Origin of the sequence: Streptomyces sp. HSW2009 (assembly GCF_040240285.1) — a bacterium.
Classification (GTDB): Bacteria; Actinomycetota; Actinomycetes; order Streptomycetales; family Streptomycetaceae; genus Streptomyces.
On sequence record NZ_JBEHZD010000074.1, the window covers coordinates 1 to 20,880 of the forward strand.

Annotated in this window: 19 protein-coding genes and 1 pseudogene; 13 read left to right on the plus strand and 7 right to left on the minus strand. The window is 71.9% G+C overall.

Going from position 1 to position 20,880, the window contains the following annotated elements; all coding sequences use genetic code 11:
• Positions 1-133 precede the first annotated feature (133 nt).
• The 4 genes from AAHZ94_RS08765 to AAHZ94_RS08780 are packed head-to-tail and all read right to left on the minus strand — an operon-like array spanning position 134 to position 3,469.
• On the minus strand, positions 134-1,021 hold the full coding sequence (locus AAHZ94_RS08765) for an ABC transporter permease (RefSeq protein WP_349991943.1): 888 nt from the start codon (positions 1,019-1,021) through the stop codon (positions 134-136).
• Entirely contained in the window at positions 1,018-2,346 is a 1,329-nt protein-coding gene (locus tag AAHZ94_RS08770; RefSeq protein WP_349991945.1) for a betaine/proline/choline family ABC transporter ATP-binding protein, read from the minus strand. Before AAHZ94_RS08770 ends, AAHZ94_RS08765 begins: the two co-directional genes overlap by 4 nt.
• Positions 2,339-2,986 (minus strand): ABC transporter permease, encoded by a 648-nt coding sequence (locus AAHZ94_RS08775; protein ID WP_349991946.1) that lies wholly within the window; start codon positions 2,984-2,986, stop codon positions 2,339-2,341. The genes AAHZ94_RS08770 and AAHZ94_RS08775 overlap by 8 nt, the downstream gene beginning before the upstream one ends.
• Before the next feature lie 15 nt (positions 2,987-3,001).
• Positions 3,002-3,469 (minus strand): Lrp/AsnC family transcriptional regulator, encoded by a 468-nt coding sequence (locus AAHZ94_RS08780; protein ID WP_349991948.1) that lies wholly within the window; start codon positions 3,467-3,469, stop codon positions 3,002-3,004.
• 175 nt (positions 3,470-3,644) lie between these two features.
• Between AAHZ94_RS08780 and hppD the strand changes: the two genes are divergently transcribed.
• Positions 3,645-4,790, plus strand: coding sequence for a 4-hydroxyphenylpyruvate dioxygenase (gene hppD / locus AAHZ94_RS08785; protein WP_349991949.1), 1,146 nt, complete (start codon positions 3,645-3,647; stop codon positions 4,788-4,790).
• 189 nt (positions 4,791-4,979) lie between these two features.
• On the opposite strand, the gene AAHZ94_RS08790 is transcribed toward hppD, so the two are convergent.
• Both AAHZ94_RS08790 and AAHZ94_RS08795 read right to left on the minus strand, forming a co-directional pair.
• Positions 4,980-5,279: a hypothetical protein gene (locus AAHZ94_RS08790; RefSeq protein WP_349991951.1), complete on the minus strand. Its 300-nt coding sequence runs from the start codon at positions 5,277-5,279 to the stop codon at positions 4,980-4,982.
• Positions 5,280-5,389: 110 nt separating this feature from the next.
• Positions 5,390-5,683, minus strand: a complete 294-nt coding sequence (locus AAHZ94_RS08795; RefSeq protein WP_349991953.1) for a hypothetical protein — start codon at positions 5,681-5,683, stop codon at positions 5,390-5,392.
• Between the two features lie 405 nt (positions 5,684-6,088).
• Here AAHZ94_RS08795 and AAHZ94_RS08800 point away from each other — a divergent pair, with 405 nt between their 5' ends.
• The 9 genes and pseudogenes from AAHZ94_RS08800 to AAHZ94_RS08840 all read left to right on the plus strand — a co-directional run bounded on the left by AAHZ94_RS08800 (position 6,089) and on the right by AAHZ94_RS08840 (position 16,289).
• Complete coding sequence (locus AAHZ94_RS08800) at positions 6,089-6,370, plus strand: hypothetical protein (protein WP_349991954.1); 282 nt, start codon at positions 6,089-6,091, stop codon at positions 6,368-6,370.
• 127 nt (positions 6,371-6,497) lie between these two features.
• Positions 6,498-7,706 carry a polysaccharide deacetylase family protein gene (locus tag AAHZ94_RS08805; protein ID WP_349991956.1) on the plus strand — a complete coding sequence of 403 codons (1,209 nt, stop codon included), beginning with the start codon at positions 6,498-6,500 and terminating at the stop codon, positions 7,704-7,706.
• Between the two features lie 274 nt (positions 7,707-7,980).
• A complete protein-coding gene (locus AAHZ94_RS08810; protein WP_349991957.1) occupies positions 7,981-8,598 on the plus strand; it encodes a TlpA family protein disulfide reductase in 618 nt (205 codons plus the stop codon).
• Between the two features lie 10 nt (positions 8,599-8,608).
• Positions 8,609-9,373 carry a cytochrome c biogenesis CcdA family protein gene (locus tag AAHZ94_RS08815; protein WP_349991958.1) on the plus strand — a complete coding sequence of 255 codons (765 nt, stop codon included), beginning with the start codon at positions 8,609-8,611 and terminating at the stop codon, positions 9,371-9,373.
• Between the two features lie 3 nt (positions 9,374-9,376).
• Positions 9,377-11,356 carry a cytochrome c biogenesis protein ResB gene (gene resB, locus AAHZ94_RS08820; protein ID WP_349991959.1) on the plus strand — a complete coding sequence of 660 codons (1,980 nt, stop codon included), beginning with the start codon at positions 9,377-9,379 and terminating at the stop codon, positions 11,354-11,356.
• Entirely contained in the window at positions 11,353-12,462 is a 1,110-nt protein-coding gene (ccsB, locus tag AAHZ94_RS08825; protein ID WP_349991961.1) for a c-type cytochrome biogenesis protein CcsB, read from the plus strand. Before resB ends, ccsB begins: the two co-directional genes overlap by 4 nt.
• A gap of 108 nt (positions 12,463-12,570) precedes the next feature.
• A pseudogene (locus AAHZ94_RS08830) lies at positions 12,571-13,096 on the plus strand (RNA polymerase sigma factor); the annotation flags it as partial.
• Positions 13,097-13,415: 319 nt separating this feature from the next.
• A complete protein-coding gene (locus tag AAHZ94_RS08835; protein WP_349991962.1) occupies positions 13,416-14,465 on the plus strand; it encodes a CU044_5270 family protein in 1,050 nt (349 codons plus the stop codon).
• A 762-nt stretch (positions 14,466-15,227) separates the two neighbouring features.
• Positions 15,228-16,289 carry a CU044_5270 family protein gene (locus AAHZ94_RS08840; protein WP_349991963.1) on the plus strand — a complete coding sequence of 354 codons (1,062 nt, stop codon included), beginning with the start codon at positions 15,228-15,230 and terminating at the stop codon, positions 16,287-16,289.
• 337 nt (positions 16,290-16,626) lie between these two features.
• On the opposite strand, the gene AAHZ94_RS36365 is transcribed toward AAHZ94_RS08840, so the two are convergent.
• On the minus strand, positions 16,627-17,223 hold the full coding sequence (locus AAHZ94_RS36365) for a PLD nuclease N-terminal domain-containing protein (RefSeq protein ID WP_502964612.1): 597 nt from the start codon (positions 17,221-17,223) through the stop codon (positions 16,627-16,629).
• A 100-nt stretch (positions 17,224-17,323) separates the two neighbouring features.
• Between AAHZ94_RS36365 and AAHZ94_RS08850 the strand changes: the two genes are divergently transcribed.
• The 3 genes from AAHZ94_RS08850 (at position 17,324) to AAHZ94_RS08860 (ending at position 20,724) form a co-directional block, all read left to right on the plus strand.
• The gene (locus AAHZ94_RS08850) at positions 17,324-18,775 is read left to right on the plus strand and encodes a menaquinone biosynthesis decarboxylase (RefSeq protein ID WP_349991964.1); all 1,452 of its coding nucleotides are present in this window, start codon (positions 17,324-17,326) and stop codon (positions 18,773-18,775) included.
• A gap of 8 nt (positions 18,776-18,783) precedes the next feature.
• Entirely contained in the window at positions 18,784-19,707 is a 924-nt protein-coding gene (mqnP, locus tag AAHZ94_RS08855; protein WP_349991965.1) for a menaquinone biosynthesis prenyltransferase MqnP, read from the plus strand.
• Positions 19,708-19,998: 291 nt separating this feature from the next.
• Positions 19,999-20,724, plus strand: a complete 726-nt coding sequence (locus tag AAHZ94_RS08860) for a UbiX family flavin prenyltransferase (protein WP_349991967.1) — start codon at positions 19,999-20,001, stop codon at positions 20,722-20,724.
• The last annotated feature ends 156 nt before the right edge of the window (positions 20,725-20,880 follow it).

The following is a 20,880-nucleotide window of genomic DNA, read 5'->3' on the forward strand; positions in this document are numbered from 1 at the left end:
GTGCCCGTACGGGATGTGCCCGTACGGGATGTGCCCGTACGGGATGTGCCCGTACGGGATGTGCCCGTACGGGATGTGCCCGTACGGGATGTCCCCGTACCGGATGTGCCCGTACCGAAGGTGCCCGTCGTGCTCATGCGTCCCCCTCAAGGCCGCGCGGTCGAAGCAGCAGTTCGACCACCGAGGCCAGCCAGTCCACCAGCAGGGCGAGCGCCACCGTGAGGATGGAGCCGAGCACCAGGATCGGCGTGCGCTGGTTGTTGATGCCGGTGGCGATCAGGTCGCCGAGGCCGCCGGCGCCACCGAAGTACGCGAGCGTCGCCGTGCCCACGTTGAGCACCAGCGCCGTCCGGACGCCCGCCAGGATCAGCGGCACCGCGAGCGGCAGTTCGACCCGGCGCAACACGCCGACGGTCGACATCCCGATGCCACGGGCGGCCTCGATCAGCGTCGGGTCGATGGCGCGCAGCCCCGCGATGGTGTTGGCGAGCACCGGCAGGACGGCGTACGCGACCATGCCGACCAGGGCCGCCTTCGTCCCGATGCCCAGCCAGATCACCAGCAGCGCGAGCAGCCCGATGGCGGGCGTGGCCTGCCCGACGTTGGCGACGGCCAGCACCACCGGGACCGCGGGGCGCAGCACGCGCCGGGTCAGTGCGATGCCGAGCGGGATGGCGATGAGCAGGACGAAGAAGGTGGAGACGGCGGTGAGTTCGACGTGCTGGCGCAGCCGCAGCCACACATTGCCGTCGGCGATGGCGTTGCGCGCGATGGAGTCGAGTTCGGCCCCACGGAACCACAGCCAGGTGACCAGCAGCCCCACGGCGACGGTGGCCGGCAGGAAGGTGAGCTTCTGCCAGGTCACCCGGGGCGCGGGGGCGGCCTGATGGGCTTGGTGGGCTTGGTGGGGCTGCGGCGGCCCGGCCCCTATGCCCGATCCGTCCCCGGCGTCCCCGGTGTCCCCAGCTTCTCCAGCATCCCTGGCGTCCCGTACGCCCCCCGTGCCCCCGGTGCCGCTCATGCGGGGCCTGCCCGGTGCGGGCCGTGCGGGCCGTGGTCGCCGTGCGGGGCGCCGGGTGGCTCGGCTTCGGGTACGCCCTCCTGCTCCCGGTGCGTCTGGTGGGCCCGCGCCTCCTGGAGCTCGTGTTGGTGCTCCGCCGCGTCGAGCCGGTCCGCCTCCAGGAGTTCGTGGACGGAGTTCATCAGCGTCTCCATGTCGACCACGCCGGTGTACTCGCCGCGCCGCCCGGTCACCGGCACCCGGCCGGCGTTGTCGGTCAGCACCGCCTCCAGCGCGTCGCGCAGCGTGGCGTCGCGGGTCACCGTGTCGTGCACCAGCGTGCCGGCCCGGGCGAGCGAGCCCTTGGCGCGGCTGAGGTCGCTGCGCCGCAGCCACTTGTACGGCCGGCGCTGCCGGTCGAGCAGCAGGACCTCGTTGACCGCGGCGGACCGGAACAGGTCGAAGATCGACTGGAGCGGGTCGTCGATCACCGCGGTGGGGATGTCCTCCACGGCCACGTCGCGCACCCGGGTGAGGTTGAGCCGTTTGAGTGCCGCACCGGCGCCGACGAAGCCGGAGACGAAGTCGTCGGCCGGGTTGGTGAGGATCGCCTCGGGCGTGTCGAACTGGGCGATGTGCGAGCGGTCGCGCAGCACCGCGATCCGGTCGCCCAGCTTGATCGCCTCGTCGAAGTCGTGGGTGACGAACACGATCGTCTTGTGTAACTCGTGTTGCAGCCGGATCAGTTCGTCCTGGAGGTGGTCGCGGGTGATCGGGTCCACCGCGCCGAACGGCTCGTCCATCAGCAGCACCGGCGGATCGGCGGCCAGCGCCCTGGCCACCCCGACCCGCTGCTGCTGGCCGCCGGAGAGCTGGCGCGGGTAGCGGTGGTGGAACTCGCGCGGATCGAGCCCGACCAGGTCGAGCATCTCCTCGATCCGGGCGCTGACCCGGGCCTTGGGCCAGCCGATCATCTTCGGCACCAGGGCGATGTTCTGCGCCACCGTCATGTGCGGGAACAGGCCCGAGGACTGGATGGCGTACCCCACCTTGCGGCGCAGCTTGACCGGGTCGATGTCGGTGACGTCCTCGTCCCCGATGCGTATCCGGCCGGCGGACGGCTCGATCAGCCGGTTGATCATCTTCAGCGTGGTGGACTTGCCGCACCCGGACGGCCCCACGAAGACGACCGTCTCGCCGGCTCTGATCTCCATGCTGACGTTGTCCACGGCGGGCGCCTGGCTGCCCGGGTAGCGCTTGGTCAGGTTCTCCAGCGCGATGGTCGCCCCGGTGGGGGCGCCGCGCGCGGGGGCTCCGGTCGGCTGGCTGTTCGTGGTGTCAGGCACGTATCCCCCTGGAGATGGTCAGGCGTCCGATCAGCACGTACACGGCGTCGAAGAGCAGCGCGAGCAGCACGATGCCCAGCGTGCCGGCGACCACCTTGTTGACCGCGTTGGCGCTGCCGAGCGAGGAGACGCCGCGGAAGATCTCGTTGCCGAGCCCCGGGCCCGACGCGTACGCGGCGACGGCGGCGATGCCCATCAGCATCTGGGTGGAGACCCGGATGCCGGTCAGGATGGGCGGCCAGGCCAGCGGCAGTTCCACCCGCACCAGCCGGGCCAGGCGCGACATGCCGAGCCCGCGCGCCGCGTCCACCAGGTCCGGGTCCACGCCGCGCAGCCCGACGATCGCGTTGCGCACGATGGGCAGCAGCCCGTACAGCACCAGCGCGGTCACCGTGGGCGCGACGCCGAGCCCGACCAGCGGCACCAGCAGGCCGATCATGGCCAGCGAGGGCACGGTGAGGATGGTCGCGGTGACGGTGACGGCGAGGTTGCCGGCCCATTCGCTGCGGTAGGTCAGCACGGCGATGAGCACCCCGATGACGGTGGCCACCACCATGCACTGGAAGACGGCGCTGGCGTGCTGGTAGGTGTCCAGCAGCAACTGGGTGCGGCGGCTGTCGACGTACTCCCAGAAACTCATCGCGGCTCTCCTCGGTCAGTCATCGGCCGCCTGCTTCACCAGCGGGATGATCCGGAGCGGGACGGGGTTCTCCATCACGATGGCCGTCGAGGCCCGCACGATGCCATCAAAGCCCACAACCCGGTCGATCACCCGTTGGAGATCGGCGTTGGAGCGGGCGACCAGGCGGCACAGCATGTCGCCGTGGCCGGTCGTGGTGTGCAGTTCCAGCACCTCGGGGACGGTGTGCAGATGGCTGCGGACGTCCTCGCCCTGGCCCTGCTTGATCTCCAGCGTGGCGAACGCCGTCACCGGATAGCCCAGCGCGGCCGGGTCCACCTGCGGCCCGAACCCGCGGATCACCCCGCTCGCCTGGAGCCGGTCGAGCCTGGCCTGCGCGGTGCCGCGCGCCACGCCGAGCCGCCGCGACGCCTCCAGGATGCCTATCCGCGGCTCGTGCGCCAGCAATTCGATCAACCGCCCGTCCAGTCGGTCAATGCCCATCGCGATCCTCCCCGTCCCGGTGTCGCGCACCCCGTCTTGTGCCCATGCGACCTGGCCACCTCCATGATGGTCATCCTGTACAGATCGTCCGGCAGAACTCAGAAACCACTAGTCAGATTGCCCAGTGGAAACACAAACTATTGCGCACCTTGTGGTTCGGAGAGAGCCTGCCGCTATGACAGAGACCATCGATCAGTCCCCCGAGACGGCCAGGCAGGCCGACCCCTTCCCGGTCAAGGGAATGGACGCGGTCGTCTTCGCCGTCGGCAATGCCAAGCAGGCCGCTCACTACTACGCGACGGCCTTCGGCATGAAGCTCGTCGCCTACTCCGGACCGGAGAACGGCAGCCGCGAGACCGCCAGTTACGTGCTGGTGTCGGGCAGCGCCCGATTCGTGCTGACCTCCGTCATCAAGCCCACCACCGACCGCGGGCGGTTCCTCGCCGACCACGTCGCCGAGCACGGCGACGGCGTCATCGACCTCGCCATCGAGGTGCCGGACGCCCGGGCCGCGTACGCCTATGCGGTCGAGCACGGCGCCACCGGCGTCGAAGAGCCGCACGAGGTGAGCGACGAGCACGGCACCGTGGTCATCGCCGCGATCTCCACCTACGGCAAGACCCGGCACACGCTGGTCGAGCGCTCCGGCTACGACGGTCCGTACCTGCCCGGTTTCGTCGCGGCCAACCCCATCGTGGAGCCGCCGGCCAAGCGCACGTTCCAGGCCATCGACCACTGCGTGGGCAACGTCGAACTCGGCAAGATGGACGAGTGGGTCGGCTTCTACAACAAGGTCATGGGCTTCACCAACATGAAGGAGTTCGTGGGCGACGACATCGCCACCGAGTACTCCGCGCTCATGTCCAAGGTGGTCGCCGACGGCACCCGCAAGGTGAAGTTCCCGCTCAACGAGCCGGCGATCGCGAAGAAGAAGTCGCAGATCGACGAGTACCTGGAGTTCTACAACGGCCCCGGCGTCCAGCACATCGCGCTGGCCACCAACGACATCGTGGCCACGGTGCGGGCCATGCGCGCGGCCGGCGTGCAGTTCCTGGACACCCCGGACTCGTACTACGACACCCTCGGCGAGTGGGTCGGCGAGACCCGGGTGCCGATCGACACGCTGCGCGAGCTGAAGATCCTGGCCGACCGCGACGAGGACGGCTACCTGCTCCAGATCTTCACCAAGCCCGTTCAGGACCGGCCCACGGTCTTCTTCGAAATGATCGAGCGGCACGGCTCGTTGGGCTTCGGCAAGGGCAACTTCAAGGCCCTCTTCGAGGCCATCGAGCGCGAGCAGGAACTGCGCGGCAACCTCTGACCGCGGCGGATGGCCTGCGGGTCGCCTACGGGCTGATCGCGTACGAGGCTGACTGCGTACGGGACTCGGCCGCGTACGGCCGCACCGCGTGCCGCGCCTGCCGCGTGCGGCGCTGACCGCGCACCACGACGCTGCCCGGTTCCCCCCCGGGAGGGGGGAACCGGGCAGCGTTGGTGTGTGCGTCGGGCTTCAGCGCTGGTAGGCGCCGATGTCCGCGACGTCGGACAGGGTGCCCTTGTCCTCCTTGACGACCTGGCTGTCGCGGATCTCGTCACAGTTGATCGCGTCGTTGTCGTTCAGCAGGTCGATCGGCACGTTGACCAGGCCGACGTTGATCCGGTCGATGTCGATGCAGGCGTGCGGCAGCAGGTTCACGTTCTGCGAGTAGTCGCCGCCGCTGGTGTCGGACGCGGAGGCGGGGGAGGCGCCCGCAACGGCAGCGGTCGCGGCACCGGCCATGGCAATGGCGGTAAGGGCCTTCTTCAGCACGGGGAATCTCCTCGGAGCATGGGTGGGGCGACGGGGGGTGGCCAGAGCTGGCCAGGAGGGGCGCGGCCCGTCCCTGCCGCTTGCAAGGGCGGGACCGGGCCGCACGAACGTCAGCTCTGGTAGGCGCCGACGTCGAGCAGGTCGGACAGCGGGGCCTTGTCTTCCTTGTTGACCTGGCTGTCGCGGATCTCGTCGCAGTCGATCGCGTCGTTGTCGTTGAGGGCGTCCACCGCCACGTTCACCAGGCCGACGTTGACCCGGTCGAGGTCGATGCACGGGTGCGGAATCAGGTTCACGTTCTGCGAGTAGTCGCCGCCGCTCGTGTCCGATGCGATGGCCGGGGCCATTCCCGCACCGGTGGCAGCGGCAGCGAGCGCCGCGCAGGCGAGAGCCTTCTTGAGCATGGAATTCCTCCTGGTCGGATTGCGGCGCCAACTGGTGGAGCCGACACCGCAGGCAACGCGCCCCGCCCCGGGGAAGTAGTGGACCGTTACTCCAAGTGGTGAAGCATGCCCCCCTCACGTGTGATGGCCGCGCGGGTCGGCTTGCACCAGACCCCCCGCGCTCGCTAACCGGAACCCCACGCCCCGGCCCCCTCGCCCCGTAAAATCCCCCCACGCAAGCCTCTGACCAGGCATGACGTGCGGACGCTTGCTGGCGGTTCGGTGACTCCGGTGGTGCGCGGGCGGCCTGAGCGGCATCCGGTACGGGACCGCGGTCGGCGCATGCATGCCCCGGAGGCGGGCGGCTGACGCGTACCGGGGGTGATCGGGGTGTACCGGGGGTGACGGCGTGGGGCGGCTGACGCGTTGCGCGTACCGGGGTGGTCGGGGGGGGGGGGGGGGGGGGGGGGGGGGGGGGGGGGGGGGGGGGGGGGGCCGGCCGCCCCCCCCCCCCCCCCCCCCCCCCCCCCCCCCCCCCCCCCCGACGCGTCTGCGGGGCAGTGCGTGCCGCGCCCCGGCACATCTCCACGAGATCTCCGTAAAAGCGTGGCCGGCCAGTTCGGCAATCGCCATCCCGGGCCCGCCTTCGATATTCCGCGGTGTTGGCTCTGCGTAATGCCGTGTACGCGTACGGGTGCCCGGCCGTAAAGCCGGGCCCAAAATCCGCATTGTTTCTCGGAAAAGGGAACCCCTCGGGTTTCGCACCCCTCTCACCTGGCGTCCCCTGATCGGGGAAAGCGATGGGACGCACGGCGAAGTACGGGATGGGGATGTAATGCGCGACATCAGTCGACGGGGGTTGCTCGGCCTCGGCGCGGGGGCGGGAGCGGCGGCGGCGCTGACCGTTGCGGGCTGCTCCTCGGACTCCGGCGGTGGCGGTGGCCTCAAGAAGCCGGGCGGCGGCGAGGCCACCCAGCAGGCCAAGGCGCGGCCGATAGGCGACGGCTCGACCGCGGACACCGGGCCGCAGCCGGGCCAGCCGAAGGCGCCGGAGAAGCTGGCGCCCGGGCAGAAGCCGCCGCAGTTCGTCGTCTTCTCCTGGGACGGCGCCGGCGAGGTGGGCAACGGGCTCTTCCCGCGGTTCCGCAAGCTCGCCAAGGACCACGGCGCGTCGATGACGTTCTTCCTGTCCGGGATCTACTGCCTGCCCGAGTCGAAGAAGAACCTGTACCGGCCGCCGAACAACCCGGTCGGCGCCTCCGACATCGGCTACCTCACCGACGACCACGTCAAGCAGACGCTCCAGAACGTGCGCGCGGCCTGGCTCGAAGGCCATGAGATAGGCACCCACTTCAACGGCCACTTCTGCGCCGGCAGCGGCTCGGTGGGGCAGTGGACGCCGGCCCAGTGGCAGTCGGAGATCGACCAGGCCGTGTCGTTCGTCACCAAGTGGCGCACCAACACCGGCTTCACCGACCTGGACCCGCTGCCCTTCGACTACAAGAAGGAACTCGTCGGCGGCCGGACCCCGTGCCTGCTCGGCCAGGACAACCTGCTGCCGACCGCCAAGAAACTCGGCTGGCGCTACGACGCGAGTTCGCCCGGCGGCCTCCAGGTCTGGCCCACCAAGAAGCAGGGCATCTGGGACTTCCCGCTCCAGCAGGTGCCGTTCCCCGGTCACTCCTTCGAGGTGCTCTCGATGGACTACAACATGCTGGCCAACCAGTCGAAGAACGCCACCCAGGGCCCCACCGCGCGCTACCCGCAGTGGCGCCGCGAGGCGGCCGGCGCGGACATCAAGGGGTTTGAGCGGGCGTACGAGACCAACCGTGCGCCGCTGTTCATCGGCAACCACTTCGAGCAGTGGAACGGCGGCATCTACATGGACGCCGTCGAGGAAGCGATCAAGCACATCGCCGACGACAAGCGCAAGGACGTCCGGCTGGTCTCCTTCCGGCAGCTCACCGACTGGCTCGACGCGCAGGACCCGCAGGTCCTGGCGAACCTGCGCGGCCTCGGCGTGGGCCAGAAGTTCGCCGGCTGACCCGGAAGGCGGCCGGCCCGCTCCGCCGCCCGCGGCTGGCCCGCTCCCTAGCTCGCGGCCGGCGGTGCCCCAGCCGCTGGCCCCGCTGGCCGTAGGACCGTAACGCGCAGCCCCGTCCCGCAGCCCCGTCCCGTGGGCCCGTACCCGCAGCCCCGTCCCTTCGGCGCGTACCCGCAGCCCCGTCCCATCGGCGCGTCCCCGCCTGGTGACGGGGCGCGGGAAACGAACAGGGGGGTGCGGAAGATCGGCAGGAGTGCCATGCGAAACTTTTCACATGAGTGCCTGCCGTGACCTACGACGTCGTGTGGCCCGCCGTCGTGTTCCGATGCTGGCCGCCGGGGTGGCCCTCGCCTCCCTGGGACTTGCCGCCTGTGGCACCGGCGGCACCTCCGGCGGCTCGGCCGATACGAAGTTCGTGCAGGGTACCGGCGGTGTGAGCACCGTCGCGAAGGGCGACAGGAAGAGCGGGCCAAGTCTGTCCGGCAAGACGCTGGAAGGCAAGCAGCTCGACGTCGACGACTACCGCGGCAAGATCGTCGTGCTCAACATCTGGGGCTCCTGGTGCTCCCCGTGCCGGGCCGAGGCGCCCAACCTGGTCAAGGTCGCCGAGCGGACCAAGGCGCAGGGCGTGGAGTTCATCGGGATCAACACCCGGGACTCCAACGAGCACAACGCGCGCAAGTTCGAGAAGGAATTCGACGTCCCGTACCCGAGCCTGTACGACCCGATCGGCAAGCTCATGCTGCGGTTCCCCAAGGGCAGCCTGAACCCGCAGGCCATCCCCACCACGATCATCCTCGACCGGGACGGCAAGATCGCGGTGCGGGCGCTGACCCCGCTCAGCGAGGAGGCGCTCGACAAGGCGCTCAAGCCGTTGCTGGCAGAGAAGTGATCGCCGCGACATGAGCGCACTCGCCGCCGCCACCGACCCCAACCAGACCGTCCTCACCGGCGCCCTGCTGTTCGCGCTGCCGGTCGCCATCCTCGGCGGTCTGGTCTCCTTCTTCTCGCCGTGCGTGCTGCCCCTGGTGCCCGGCTACATGTCGTACGTCACCGGCGTCACCGGCACCGACCTCGGCGAGGCCAAGCGGGGGCGGATGCTCGCCGGGGCCTCGCTGTTCGTGCTCGGCTTCACCGCCGTCTTCGTCTCCGGCGGCGCGCTCTTCGGCAACTTCGGCTGGGAGCTCCAGCAGCACAAGGAGACCATCTCCAAGGTGCTCGGGGTCGTCACCATCCTGCTCGGCCTGTCCTTCATGGGGGTGTTGCGCGGCTTCGGGCAGCGGGAGTTCCGCTTCCACCAGAAGCCCGCGGTGGGGCTGGCCGGCGCGCCGGTGCTCGGGGTGCTGTTCGGCATCGGGTGGACGCCGTGTCTGGGCCCCACCCTCACGGCCGTCAACGCGTTGGCGTTCAATGAGGCGAGCGCGGGACGCGGGGCGCTGCTCACCGCCGCGTACTGCGCCGGCCTCGGCCTGCCGTTCATCGTGGTGGCGGTGGCCTACCGGCGGGCGCTGGGCGCGTTCAGTTGGGTCAAGCGGCACTACGTATGGGTGATGCGGATCGGCGGTGGGATGCTCATCGCGCTCGGCCTGCTGCTCGTCACGGGAGTCTGGGACCGCATGATGGACGACATGCGGGTCTGGACCTCCAGCTTCAACGTTGGGATCTGATCCATGGCCACCACCGACACCGACACCAGCACGGACGACGACGCCCGTACGGACGGCGACGCCGGCCGGGACGCCGTGACGGCCGACGCGAGGGCCGAAGCACCGGCCGAAGCGCATGCCGACGCCGGGAGCGCCGCACCGGCCGACACCGGGGCCGCCGCGCCGGCCGATGCCGCGGCCGACACCCCGGCCGACGCCACATCCGACCCCGCCACCAGCACCACCACCACCAGCACCGACACCACCAGCAGCACCGACCCCACCGCCGAAGCCGAGCTGCAAGCCGCCGGCACCCAGCTCTCCACCGCGCCGACCGAGGGCCAGGCCGTGCCGGGCTCCTTCGGCGGGGTGCGGGCGCCCGGTGCGCTGGGCGCGCTGGCCTGGACCGGGCGCGAGGCGTTCGGCTGGCTGCGCTGGTGCTGGCGGCAGCTCACCTCGATGCGAGTGGCGCTGCTCCTCCTGCTGCTGCTGTCGCTCGGTGCCATCCCCGGCTCGCTGATCCCGCAGAGCGGCGTGGACCCGGTCAAGGTGGAGGCGTTCAAGGCCCAGCACGAGACGCTGACCCCGCTCTACGAGAAGCTGGGGATGTTCCACGTCTACAGCTCGGTGTGGTTCTCGGCGATCTACATCCTGCTGTTCATCTCGCTCATCGGCTGCATCGTGCCGCGCACCTGGCAGTTCGTCGGCCAACTGCGCAGCCGCCCGCCGGGCGCCCCGCGCCGGCTGACCCGGCTGCCCGCGTACACCACCTGGCGCACCGAGGCCGAGCCCGAGCAGGTGCTCGCGGCGGCCCGTACGGTGCTGCGCAAGCGGCGCTTCAGGGCGCACGTGGCCGGGGACGCGGTCGCCGGCGAGAAGGGCTATCTGCGCGAGGTCGGCAACCTGATCTTCCACCTGGCGCTGATCGTGGTGCTGGTGGCGTTCGCGGTCGGCCAGCTCTGGAAGTCCGAGGGCGGCAAGCTCATCACCGAGGGCGACCAGGACGGCTTCACCAACAACCTCACCCAGTACGACGACTTCAAGTCGGGCACCTTCTTCGACAAGGACAACCTGGAGCCGTTCGGCTTCTCGCTGGAGAAGTTCGACGCCCGGTACGAGCGGACCGGCTCGCAGCGCGGCACCGCCCGCGAGTTCCGTGCTCACGTCAAGTACTGGGAGGGCGCGGACGGCGCGGAGAAGCGGACGTCCATCGAGGTCAACGAGCCGCTGGAGATCGCGGGCAACAAGGTCTTCCTGCTCTCCACCGGGTACGCGCCGGTCGTCACCGTCACCGACGGCAAGGGCGAGATCGCGTACAAGGGCGCGGTGCCCTTCCTCCAGCAGGACGGGAACCTCACCTCGTCCGGCGTGATCAAGGTGCCCGACTACCGGGACAAGAACGGCAAGCAGGAGCAGCTCGGCTTCCAGGGCTTCTTCGTGCCGACCTGGGGCGGCGCCAACGCGAAGACGATGTTCTCGCAGTTCCCGGCGCTGGACTATCCGGTGCTCTTCCTCACCGCGTACCACGGCCGACTGGGCATCGACGGCGGGCTGCCGCAGAACGTGTACCAGCTCAAGACCGACAAGATGAAGCAGTTCAAGAACCCGGACGGCAGGGCGTTCGCGCAGAAGCTGCTGCCGGGCGAGACGATGACGCTGCCGAACGGCGCCGGCACGCTGAAGTTCGAGGGCATCAAGACCTGGGCCAGCTTCCAGATCTCCCACCAGCCGGGCAACGAACTGGCGCTGATCGGCTCGGTCGCCGCGCTGATCGGGCTGGCCGCTTCGCTGTTCATCCAGCGCCGCCGGGTGTGGGTGCGGGCCGTGCCCGGCGCCGACGGGCACACGGTCGTCGAAATGGCCGGGCTCGGCCGTAGCGAATCCGCCAAGCTTCCCGAGGAACTGGCAGATCTCGCGGTGGCCCTTCAGGCGGACGCACCCGCCGAACCAGAACCGGAACCGGAATCTGAGTCACCAGATCCTGCCGAAGGAGCGCGCGCGTGAATCTCGCTGCCGCAGCCAACGAGAACTTGGCCAACATCAGCAATGTGCTGATCTATTCGGCCATGGCGGTCTACACCCTGGCCTTCATCGCCTACATCACCGAGTGGGTGTTCGGCAGCCGCAGCAAGGTCGGTCGCACCGCCGCCGCGCTCGCCGCCCCCACGTCCGCCGACGCCGCGGCCTCCGGCGCCACCAGCACGGTGACCGTGCAGGTCACCAAGAAGGGCGGCGGCACCGCGGTCCTTGAGCGGCCCAAGGTGGTCACCCGCTCGACCGCCGGAAGCCGCGACGTGCCGGACGGCCCGGGCGCCGCCGGCGGCACCGAACAGGGCGACCTGTACGGGCGGATCGCCGTCTCGCTCACCGTTCTCGCCGGGCTGCTGCACGTCGGCGGCGTGCTCACCCGCGCCCTGTCGGTGGAGCGCGCCCCCTGGGGCAACATGTACGAGTTCTCCATCACCCTGTCGATGGTGGCGGTCGTCGCGTACGTGATCTTCCTGGCGCTCGGCAAGAACGTCCGCTGGATCGGGCTGCCGCTGGTCACCACGGCCCTGCTCGACCTGGGCCTGGCGGTCTCGGTGCTGTACACCGACAGCGACCAACTGGTGCCCGCGCTCGACTCGTACTGGCTGTGGATTCACGTGAGCTGCGCCATCATCTCCGGCGCCGTGCTCTACCTGGGCGCCGTGGCCACGTTGCTCTTCCTCTTCCGCGACCGGTACGAGACGAAGCTGGAGAACCCGGACGGCAAGCAGCCGGGCGCGCTGGCCACCTCGATCCTGGAGCGGCTGCCCTCCTCGGCGTCGCTGGACAAGTTCGCGTACCGGATCAACGCGACCGTCTTCCCGCTGTGGACCTTCACCCTGATCGCCGGCGCGATCTGGGCCGAGAAGGCATGGGGCCGGTACTGGGGCTGGGACCCCAAGGAGGTCTGGACGTTCATCACCTGGGTCGCCTACGCCGGCTACCTGCACGCGCGCGCGACGGCCGGCTGGAAGGGCCGCAAGGCCGCGTACCTGGCGCTGATCGCCTTCGCCTGCTTCCTCTTCAACTACTACGGCGTCAACATGTTCGTCACCGGCAAGCACTCGTACGCGGGCGTCTGACACGCTGGTACGAGGGCGTCTGAGCGCGCGCTGACACTCCCGGCACCGGCCGGTTCCCGTGACCCAGGTCATGGGAACCGGCCGTTGTCGTACGGACAGTCCCTGGGCGTGGACACCTTACGGAAGCGCATCCGCGCGGGGGACCAGACCGCCTTCGCCGAACTCTTCGACACCTGTGCACGCTCGGTCTACAACCACGCCTACCGGCTGACCGGCGACTGGTCGACGGCCGAGGACGTCGTCTCGCTGACCTTCCTCGAAGCGTGGCGACTGCGCGCCCGGGTGGACGCCGAGGGCGACACGCTCCTGCCCTGGCTGCTCGGCATCGCCACCAACACGGTGCGCAACACCCGCAGGGCCGCCCGCCGGCACGCCGCCGCGCTGTCCCGGGTGCCGCCGCCGACGGCCGAGCGGGACTTCGCGGACGACGTCGCCGGCCGCATCGACGACGCGGAACTCCTGGAGGCCGTCCAGGTCGCGCTGCGCGCCCTGCGCCGCCCCGAGCGCGAGGTGCTCGCGCTGTGCGGCTGGTCGGGCCTCGACTACGCGGCGGCGGCCCGGGCGCTCGGCGTGCCGGTGGGCACCGTACGGTCCCGGCTCTCCCGGGCGCGCAAGAAGCTGGCCGCCGCGGTCGAGGCGCGGGGCACGGACGGCACCTCCGGTCGCGCGGTGCGGGGGAGCGCGCGCCCGGTGGTCGGGCCCGGGGCTGCCCCGAGCCCTGATCCGAGGGCTGACGTGCGGACTGACGCGAGGGCTGCGGCGGGCGAGGCCCCGCGCGGGCCTGCGGCGTCGTACGTCGACCGCGGGCCGGCCCCGCCGCACACCGGCCGGGGCCCCGCGGCGCCCGCCGCCCCCCACGGCCCCGCGTCGTACGCCGGTGACCCACCCGGCTGCGACGGCCACCCCACCCACCTGCGCTCCCACCAGGTCCGCCCCATCCAGGAGGGAAACCGATGAAAGACCTGCCCGTCGCCCCCGAACGGGAGTTGCCGCCAGGGCGGCACGCCCTGCTCAAGGAACACCTGCTGACGGAGATCCGGCAGCCAGCGGCCGACGCGCCCGCGCGCCGCGCCGCCACCGCCGTACTGCTCGCGCCCGGTGCCCCCGGGCGCAGGCGCTGGCTGCGCCCCGCCTTCGCCGGCCCGGTGGTTGCGGGCACCCTCGCGGTCGCCACGCTGGCCACGCTGCTCCACGGCAGCGGCGCGACCGACGACGCCCGGGTGGGCCGGGACGGCCCGGCCACCTTCGCCTTCGCCCCGAACGCGGGCGCCGACCAGCGCGCCGGCGCGCCGCAACTGCTGGCCCGCAGCGCCACGGGCGCCGGCCGGCCGGCGGCCCCGCCGATCGAGGGCGGTGCGATCCGCGACGACCAGTTCGTCTACGTCGATAGCCGGGTCGCCTGGTCCACCACCCAGGACGGCGAGCCGCTGAAGATCGACCAACTGCACCGGAGCGAGTCGTGGCACTCGGTGGACGGCACGCGCGGCGGGTTGAAGCGGGAGGAGGGCGAGGAGCCGCAGCGGTGGGACGAGGTCGCGCCGCGGCCGGGCGAGCTCGGCTACGACCAGTCCACCTACTACCGGCACCTGGAGACCCTGCCGACCGACACCGACGCGATGTACCGCTGGCTGCGCAAGGCCGGGACGAACTACGGGGAGAACCTGAACCAGGCCATGTTCGTACTGGTCGGCGACCTCCTCTTCGATTCGCTGATGCCCGCCGACGTCACCGCGGCGCTGTTCCGGGCCGCGGCCCGCATCCCCGGCGTGGTGGTCGTGGACGAGGCGGTGGACGCGGCAGGACGGCACGGCGTCGCGATCGCCCGGGTGGACGCCAACAACCACACCCGCGACGAGTGGATCTTCGACCGGAAGACCGGGGAGTACCGCGGCAGGCGCAGCGTGCTGCTGCGGGACTCGCAGGGCGTCGAGGCGGGCACGGTCACCAGCACCGCGGCCGTCCTCCGGCGCGGCGTCGTCGACAGGGCGGGTCAACGGCCCTGATACGGGGCCGGAGCACGCAGACCAGGCCGACGGCGCCGACCACCTGCACACTCCGGCCGGTCCGGCCGCCCGCGCGCTCCGGTCGCCCTGACCACCCGGGTCTCCCCAGCCGCTCTGGCCACCCGGTCACGCTGGCTGTCACCAGCCATCCGGCTGTTCCGGCGGCCCGGCCAGCCCGGCCGTCCCGGTCCCGGGGCAGCGGGGCCCGCGCCGTCGGCACAACCCTCGGCGCCCCAGCCGCGTCCCCTTCTTGAGGCACTACGGGGTCGACGCGGGTCGCGACCGGTTGCGGCTGGTTGCACTCGGTTACGGCCGGTCATGGCCGGCTGGGGTCGGTTTCAGTGGGTTGCGACGCTTTCCGGCTGCTCATGTGTGGCGGGTCACCCGGGCCGGACTTGACCGGGGCCGGGCCGGCCACGTACGGAGGAGAGTTGGCCGGGCCGGAGCCGGGCCGCCGAGACGAGGGGGAACGATGGGCGAGGGGTGGCGCACGGACGACGTGCGGGCACACCGTGGTCGCGCTGGTCGCGCTGGGCTGGCCGGGCCGCGGGCGTACGGAGCGTACGGGCGGCGTGCGGAGCGGCGGGCGCTCGGCGCACCGCCCGGGTGCCGGCCCGGCACTCCCTGCCAGCGGGCCCAGCGGTGACCGCGACCGACCAGGAGCCGTCCCCGGGAACGGGCCCGGACCCCGAGTGCGGCGAGCGACTGCCGTCCCCGCGATCCGAACCGTCCGCCGGGGCAGCCCCGATCCCACCCGCGGCAGTGGCCGACGCCCCGCCCACGGGAACGGCAGACGACGCCCCGCCCGCCGAAGCGACCGACCCCCCACTCACGGATGCGACCGACCCCCCACCCACAGACGCTCCCACCCCCTCCCTCGCCGCGCGGCTGCTGGGGCCCGAGATCGGGGGGCCGATCGTGGCCCTCGCCATGGTGGTCACGCTGGTCATCGTGATGGCCAGGTCCAGCCTGTTCCACGACGACGACCAGCCGTCCGGCCGCCCCCGGCCCACCGACGGGCCGGCCGCGAGCAGCACGTTCGCGCCCGACGCGCACGGCGGCCGGGACGAGAAGAGCGGGGCGCGGGAGTTGCTGGCCCGGGCCGCGTCCGCCGCGGAACGCAAGGCGGACCTTGACCCGCGGGACGCCGAGTTCACGTACGTACGCAGCAAGAGCGCGGTTCTGACGGCGGCCAGCGACGAGGCGGCGTGCGCGTTCATCGAGCCGCTCCGCCAGCGGCAGATCTGGCGCTCGGTCGACGGCACCCGTACCGGGCTGCTGCGCACCGGGCAGGTGCCGACGGAGCCGATCAGGCTGGACCCGGCGGCCCCGGCCCCGGTCTCGCTGGCCTACCGGCACCTGCAACGGCTGCCCCACGACCCGGCCGCGCTGCTCCGCACGCTGCACACCGCGGCCCTGTCCGGCCGCGCCGACGACCAGCAGGTCTTCCGTACGATCGGCGGCCTGATCGCCGAGTCCGTGCTGCCGCCCGCCACCGAGGCCGCGCTCTACCGGGCGGCGGCGCGGCTGCCCGGCGTGGTCGCCATCCGGGACGCGGTGGACGCGGTGGGTCGGCACGGGGCCGCGGTGGCCCGGGTGGACGAGCGGACCGGCGAGCGCGAGGAGTGGCTCTTCGACCGCAGGAGCGCGGCCCTGCTCGGCGTGCGCGTGGTCATGGTCGACCCGGAGAAGGCCCCCGAGGCGACCCGCGAGGACTGCCGGGGCCCGCAGGCCGGGGTGGTGACGAGCACCACCGCGGTGCTGGCCCGCGCCGTCGTCGCCCGGCCGGACGAACGCCCCCGGGGCGAGGAACGCGCGGACTGACGGCCGCCGCAGCGGCGTCGCACCAGGTCAGCCGAGCGGAAACGGTTCCGCCGGCAGGCGGGGTCCGGACCGTCGGATGGAGTGGGGTGCGGGTGGGGCGGCCCGCACGGTGCGCGCGCCGGCGGAACACCGGGCACAACGGGAGTGGCGGGCACACCGGAAACGGGGAAGGACAGCAGGACCAGCCCGCCAGCGGCGGACGGCGGGGCGGGCGGCGTACGAAGGCGGACGGCGGGGCCCGGGAGCGCACGGGCTGCCCCGGCCGTACGGGACGCCGTGCGGCGATGGCGCCGTGCGGAACGAAACGCGGCCCCGCCGCTCAGCCCGCTGCGTGCGCTCAGCCCCGCTGCGTGCCCTCGGGCCCCTCGTCCTCGCGGCGGTCGGCCTCGGGCTTGCGGTCGCCGGCGCTGGAACCCGGTGCGCTCGAACCCGACGCACTGGAACCCGAGGCGTTGGGCCCTGATCCTGTGGGCCCCGATCCCGTGGGCCCCGACGCACCGGAGTCCGCCGCGTCCGTGGTCCCGGAGGCCGAGTCGGAGGTGGTGCCGGAGGTGGTGTCGCCAGCCGCGGGGGCGTCCGGGTCCGGGGCGGGGCGGCCGGTCGGGCCGCTCTCCTTGCGCAGCGACTTCAGGAACTCCGGGTTGTCGTCCGGCGCCACCCAGCCGCCGCCACCGCCGCGCCGCCCGCCGAACGAGCCGCCGAAACCACCCCGCCCGGCGCCGCCGCCGGCACCCCCACCGGCGTGCGCCTTGCGCGGCCGGCCCACCGTCAGCCAGGCGACCGGACCGATCAGCACCTCGCCGAAGAGCAGCACGATGATGACCCACGCCACCTTCGGGAGCTTGCGGACCTCTTCCTCCGGCGTGTTCAGGCAGTCGATGAACGCGTAGATCCACAGCGCCAGGACCAGCAGGAACGGCAGATACCTGAGCATGCTGGGAGGCCCCCTGAGAAAGGTCGCGGCGGGTTGCGGTGTGCTGGGGACGCGGCCCCAGTGACGTGTCCAGGGTAGTCCGTGTCGGATACTGGGCCGCATGGCTTATGACGATCTTCGCTCGCTGCTGCGGGCGCTGGAGCGCGACGGCGACCTCAAGCGCATCAAGGCCGAAGTCGACCCGTATCTGGAAGTGGGGGAGATCGTCGACCGGGTGCAGAAGGCCGGTGGTCCCGCGCTGCTCTTCGAGAACGTCAAGGGCTCGTCGATGCCGCTGGCGATGAATGTGTTCGGGACCGACCGCCGGCTACTGAAGGCGCTCGGCCTCGCCTCGTACCAGGAGATCAGCGAGAAGATCGGCGGGTTGCTCAAGCCCGAGCTGCCGCAGGGCTTCACCGGGGTGCGGGAGGCGTTCGGCAAGCTCGCCGGGATGGCCCACGTGCCGCCGAAGAAGGTCAAGGAGGCGCCGGTCCACGAGGTGGTGCTGACCGGCGACGAGGTGGACCTGGAGCAGTTGCCGGCGCTGTTCACCTGGCCGAAGGACGGCGGTTCCTTCTTCAACCTGGGCCTCACCCACACCAAGGACCCCGAGACCGGCGTGCGCAACCTGGGCCTCTACCGGCTCCAGCGGCACGACCGGCGCACCATCGGGATGCACTGGCAGATCCACAAGGACAGCCGCAACCACTACCAGGGCGCCGCCCGCCGCGGCGAACGGCTGCCGGTGGCGATCGCCTTCGGCGCCCCGCCCGCGGTGACGTACGCGTCCACGGCGCCGCTGCCGGGCGACATCGACGAGTACCTGTTCGCCGGCTTCGTGCGCGGCAAGCGGATCGAGATGGTCGACTGCAAGACGGTGCCGCTCCAGGTGCCGGCGCAGGCCGAGGTGGTCCTCGAAGGCTGGCTCGAACCGGGCAAGATGCTGCCGGAGGGCCCGTTCGGCGACCACACCGGCTTCTACACGCCGCAGGAGGACTTCCCGGCGCTGACCATCGACTGCGTCACGATGCGCAAGCGCCCGCTGCTCCAGTCGATCGTGGTGGGCCGCCCGCCGACCGAGGACGGGCCGCTGGGCCGCGCCACCGAGCGGTTCTTCCTGCCGCTGCTGAAGATCGTGGTGCCCGACATCGTCGACTACCACCTGCCGGAGTCGGGCGGCTTCCACAACTGCGCGATCGTCTCCATCGACAAGCGTTACCCCAAGCACGCCCAGAAGGTGATGCACGCCGTCTGGGGTGCGCACATGATGTCGCTCACCAAGCTGATCATCGTGGTCGACGCGGACTGCGACGTCCACGACCTGCACGAGGTCTCCTGGCGGGCGCTCGGCAACACCGACTACTCGCGTGACCTGACCGTGGTCGAAGGCCCGGTCGACCACCTCGACCACGGCTCGTACCAGAAGTTCTGGGGCGGCAAGGCCGGCATCGACGCCACGCGCAAGCTGCCCGAAGAGGGGTACACGCGCGACGGCGGCTGGCCGGAGATGGTCGAGTCGGACCCGGAGACCGCCGCGAAGGTGACCCGCCGCTGGAAGGAGTACGGCCTCTGAGGCCGCCCATGAGCGCTGAATCGGCAACCTCGGAAGTCATCGGGCCCGAGCCCGTCCCACCCGGCAGAGTCAAGGCGTTCCTGCGGTTGGTGATGATCGAGCACTCGGTCTTCGCCCTGCCGTTCGCGTACATCGCCGCGCTCACCGCGATGTACGACAAGGACGAGAACATCCACTGGGGGCTGCTGTTCCTGGTGACGCTGGCGATGGTGGGGCTGCGGACCTTCGCCATGGCGGCCAACCGCATCATCGACCGCGAGATCGACGCCCGTAACCCGCGCACGGCCGGCCGCGAGCTGGTCACCGGCGCGGTCTCGGTGCGCTCGGCGTGGACCGGCGCGCTGGTGGCGCTGGTGTTCTTCCTGGGCGCGGCGGCGCTGCTGAACCCGCTGTGCCTGGCGCTGGCGCCGGTCGCGGTGGTGCCGATGGTGGTCTATCCGTACGGGAAGCGGTTCACCCACTTCCCGCACGCCATCCTCGGCCTCGCCCAGGCGATGGGCCCGGTCGGCGCCTGGCTCGCGGTGACCGGCTCCTGGTCGTGGGACGCGGTGATCCTGGGGCTCGCGGTCGGCGTGTGGATCGGCGGCTTCGACCTGATCTTCGCCTGCCAGGACGTGGCGGCCGACCGGGCGCACGGCGTGAAGTCCGTGCCGGCCAGGTTCGGCATCCCGGCCGCGCTCCACGGCGCCCGCGGCAGCCATGTGGTGACGCTGGCGCTGCTGGTCTGGTACGCGCTGGCCACCGACGCCGGCGTGCTGTTCTGGCTGGGCCTCGTGGTGGTGGCGGTGGCCTTCGTGTACGAGCACTCCATCGTCCGTCCGCACGACCTGTCCCGGCTCAACCGGGCGTTCTTCACGGTCAACGGGGTGATCGGGATCGTGCTGTTCGTCTGCACGCTGGCCGACCTGTTCGTCCGCGGTCTGACGCTCTAGCCGCGTCGCGCTGGTCAGCACAGCGCAGCACAGCACTACTCGGCGCAGCACCGACCGAACCGCACCGATCGCCTCGCTCTGCGGCCCCGGCGGTGGCGAAACGTACCGCCGGGGACCAGTCGGCGGCCTGAGGGGCGCGTACGGGGCGGCGTGCGCCGATGGCGTCCGGGGGCGCACCGATGGCCGGGCGGGAGCGCTCGGGCCCGTGCCCGTGCGGGAGGGCAGGCCCGCCGGTGGCCCGGAACGTCGGTGCCCGGATCGGTCCAGCGGGGTGCCGGATAGGCTCGGGCCGTGGACCGACTTCAACGCGCAACCCCGCGCAGCCCCTGGCTCGTGGGGGTGTCCGGCGCCTCCGGCACGCCCTACGCGGCCTCCGTGATCCGTGCCCTGCTGCGCGCGGGCGAGCCCGTTGACCTGGTGATCAGCCGGGCCGCCCGGCTGACGCTGCTGGACGAGACCGGCATCTCCTTCCGCGACGCGCACTGGCGCGCCGACCTGGAGCGATGGCTGGCGCGCGGCGCCGACGGCAGCCCGGACGCGTTCGCGGCCGAGGCCGCGGCGGTCGCGGAGGACGCCGCCGCGGGCGCGCAGGCGGACATCCGCTACTGGACCGCGGGCGACCTGGCGGCCGGCCCATCGTCGGGGTCGTATCCGGTCCGCGGCATGATCATCGTCCCGGCGAGCACGGCCTCGGTGGCCGGCGTCGCGCTCGGGCTCTCCAAGGACCTGTTGCAGCGCGCGGCGAGCGTCACGCTCAAGGAGCGCAGGCCACTGGTGGTGGTGGTGCGCGAGACGCCGCTGGCCGGCCAGACGCTGCGGCACCTGGTGGCGCTCGACGAGGCGGGCGCGGTGGTGCTGCCCGCGTCGCCGGCGTTCTACGCGGGGGCCACCCACATCCAGGAACTGGTGGACTTCGTCGCCGGGCGGGCGCTGGATGCGGCCGGCGTGCCGCAGGAGCTGTACCGCAGGTGGGAGGGGGAGCTCGGTGCGGCAAGGGAGGCTCGCCGTGCGGGGTAGCGCCGGGGCGGCCGGCCGCCGGCCGGGCGGGGCCCCCGCCCCGGGGGGGGCCCCCCCCCGGGGCGGGGGGGCCGTAGGGGGGGCGGCCCCCGGCCCCCCCCCGCGGCCCCGGCCTCGACATCACCGCACTGCTGGCGGAGCTGTACGCCCGCGACG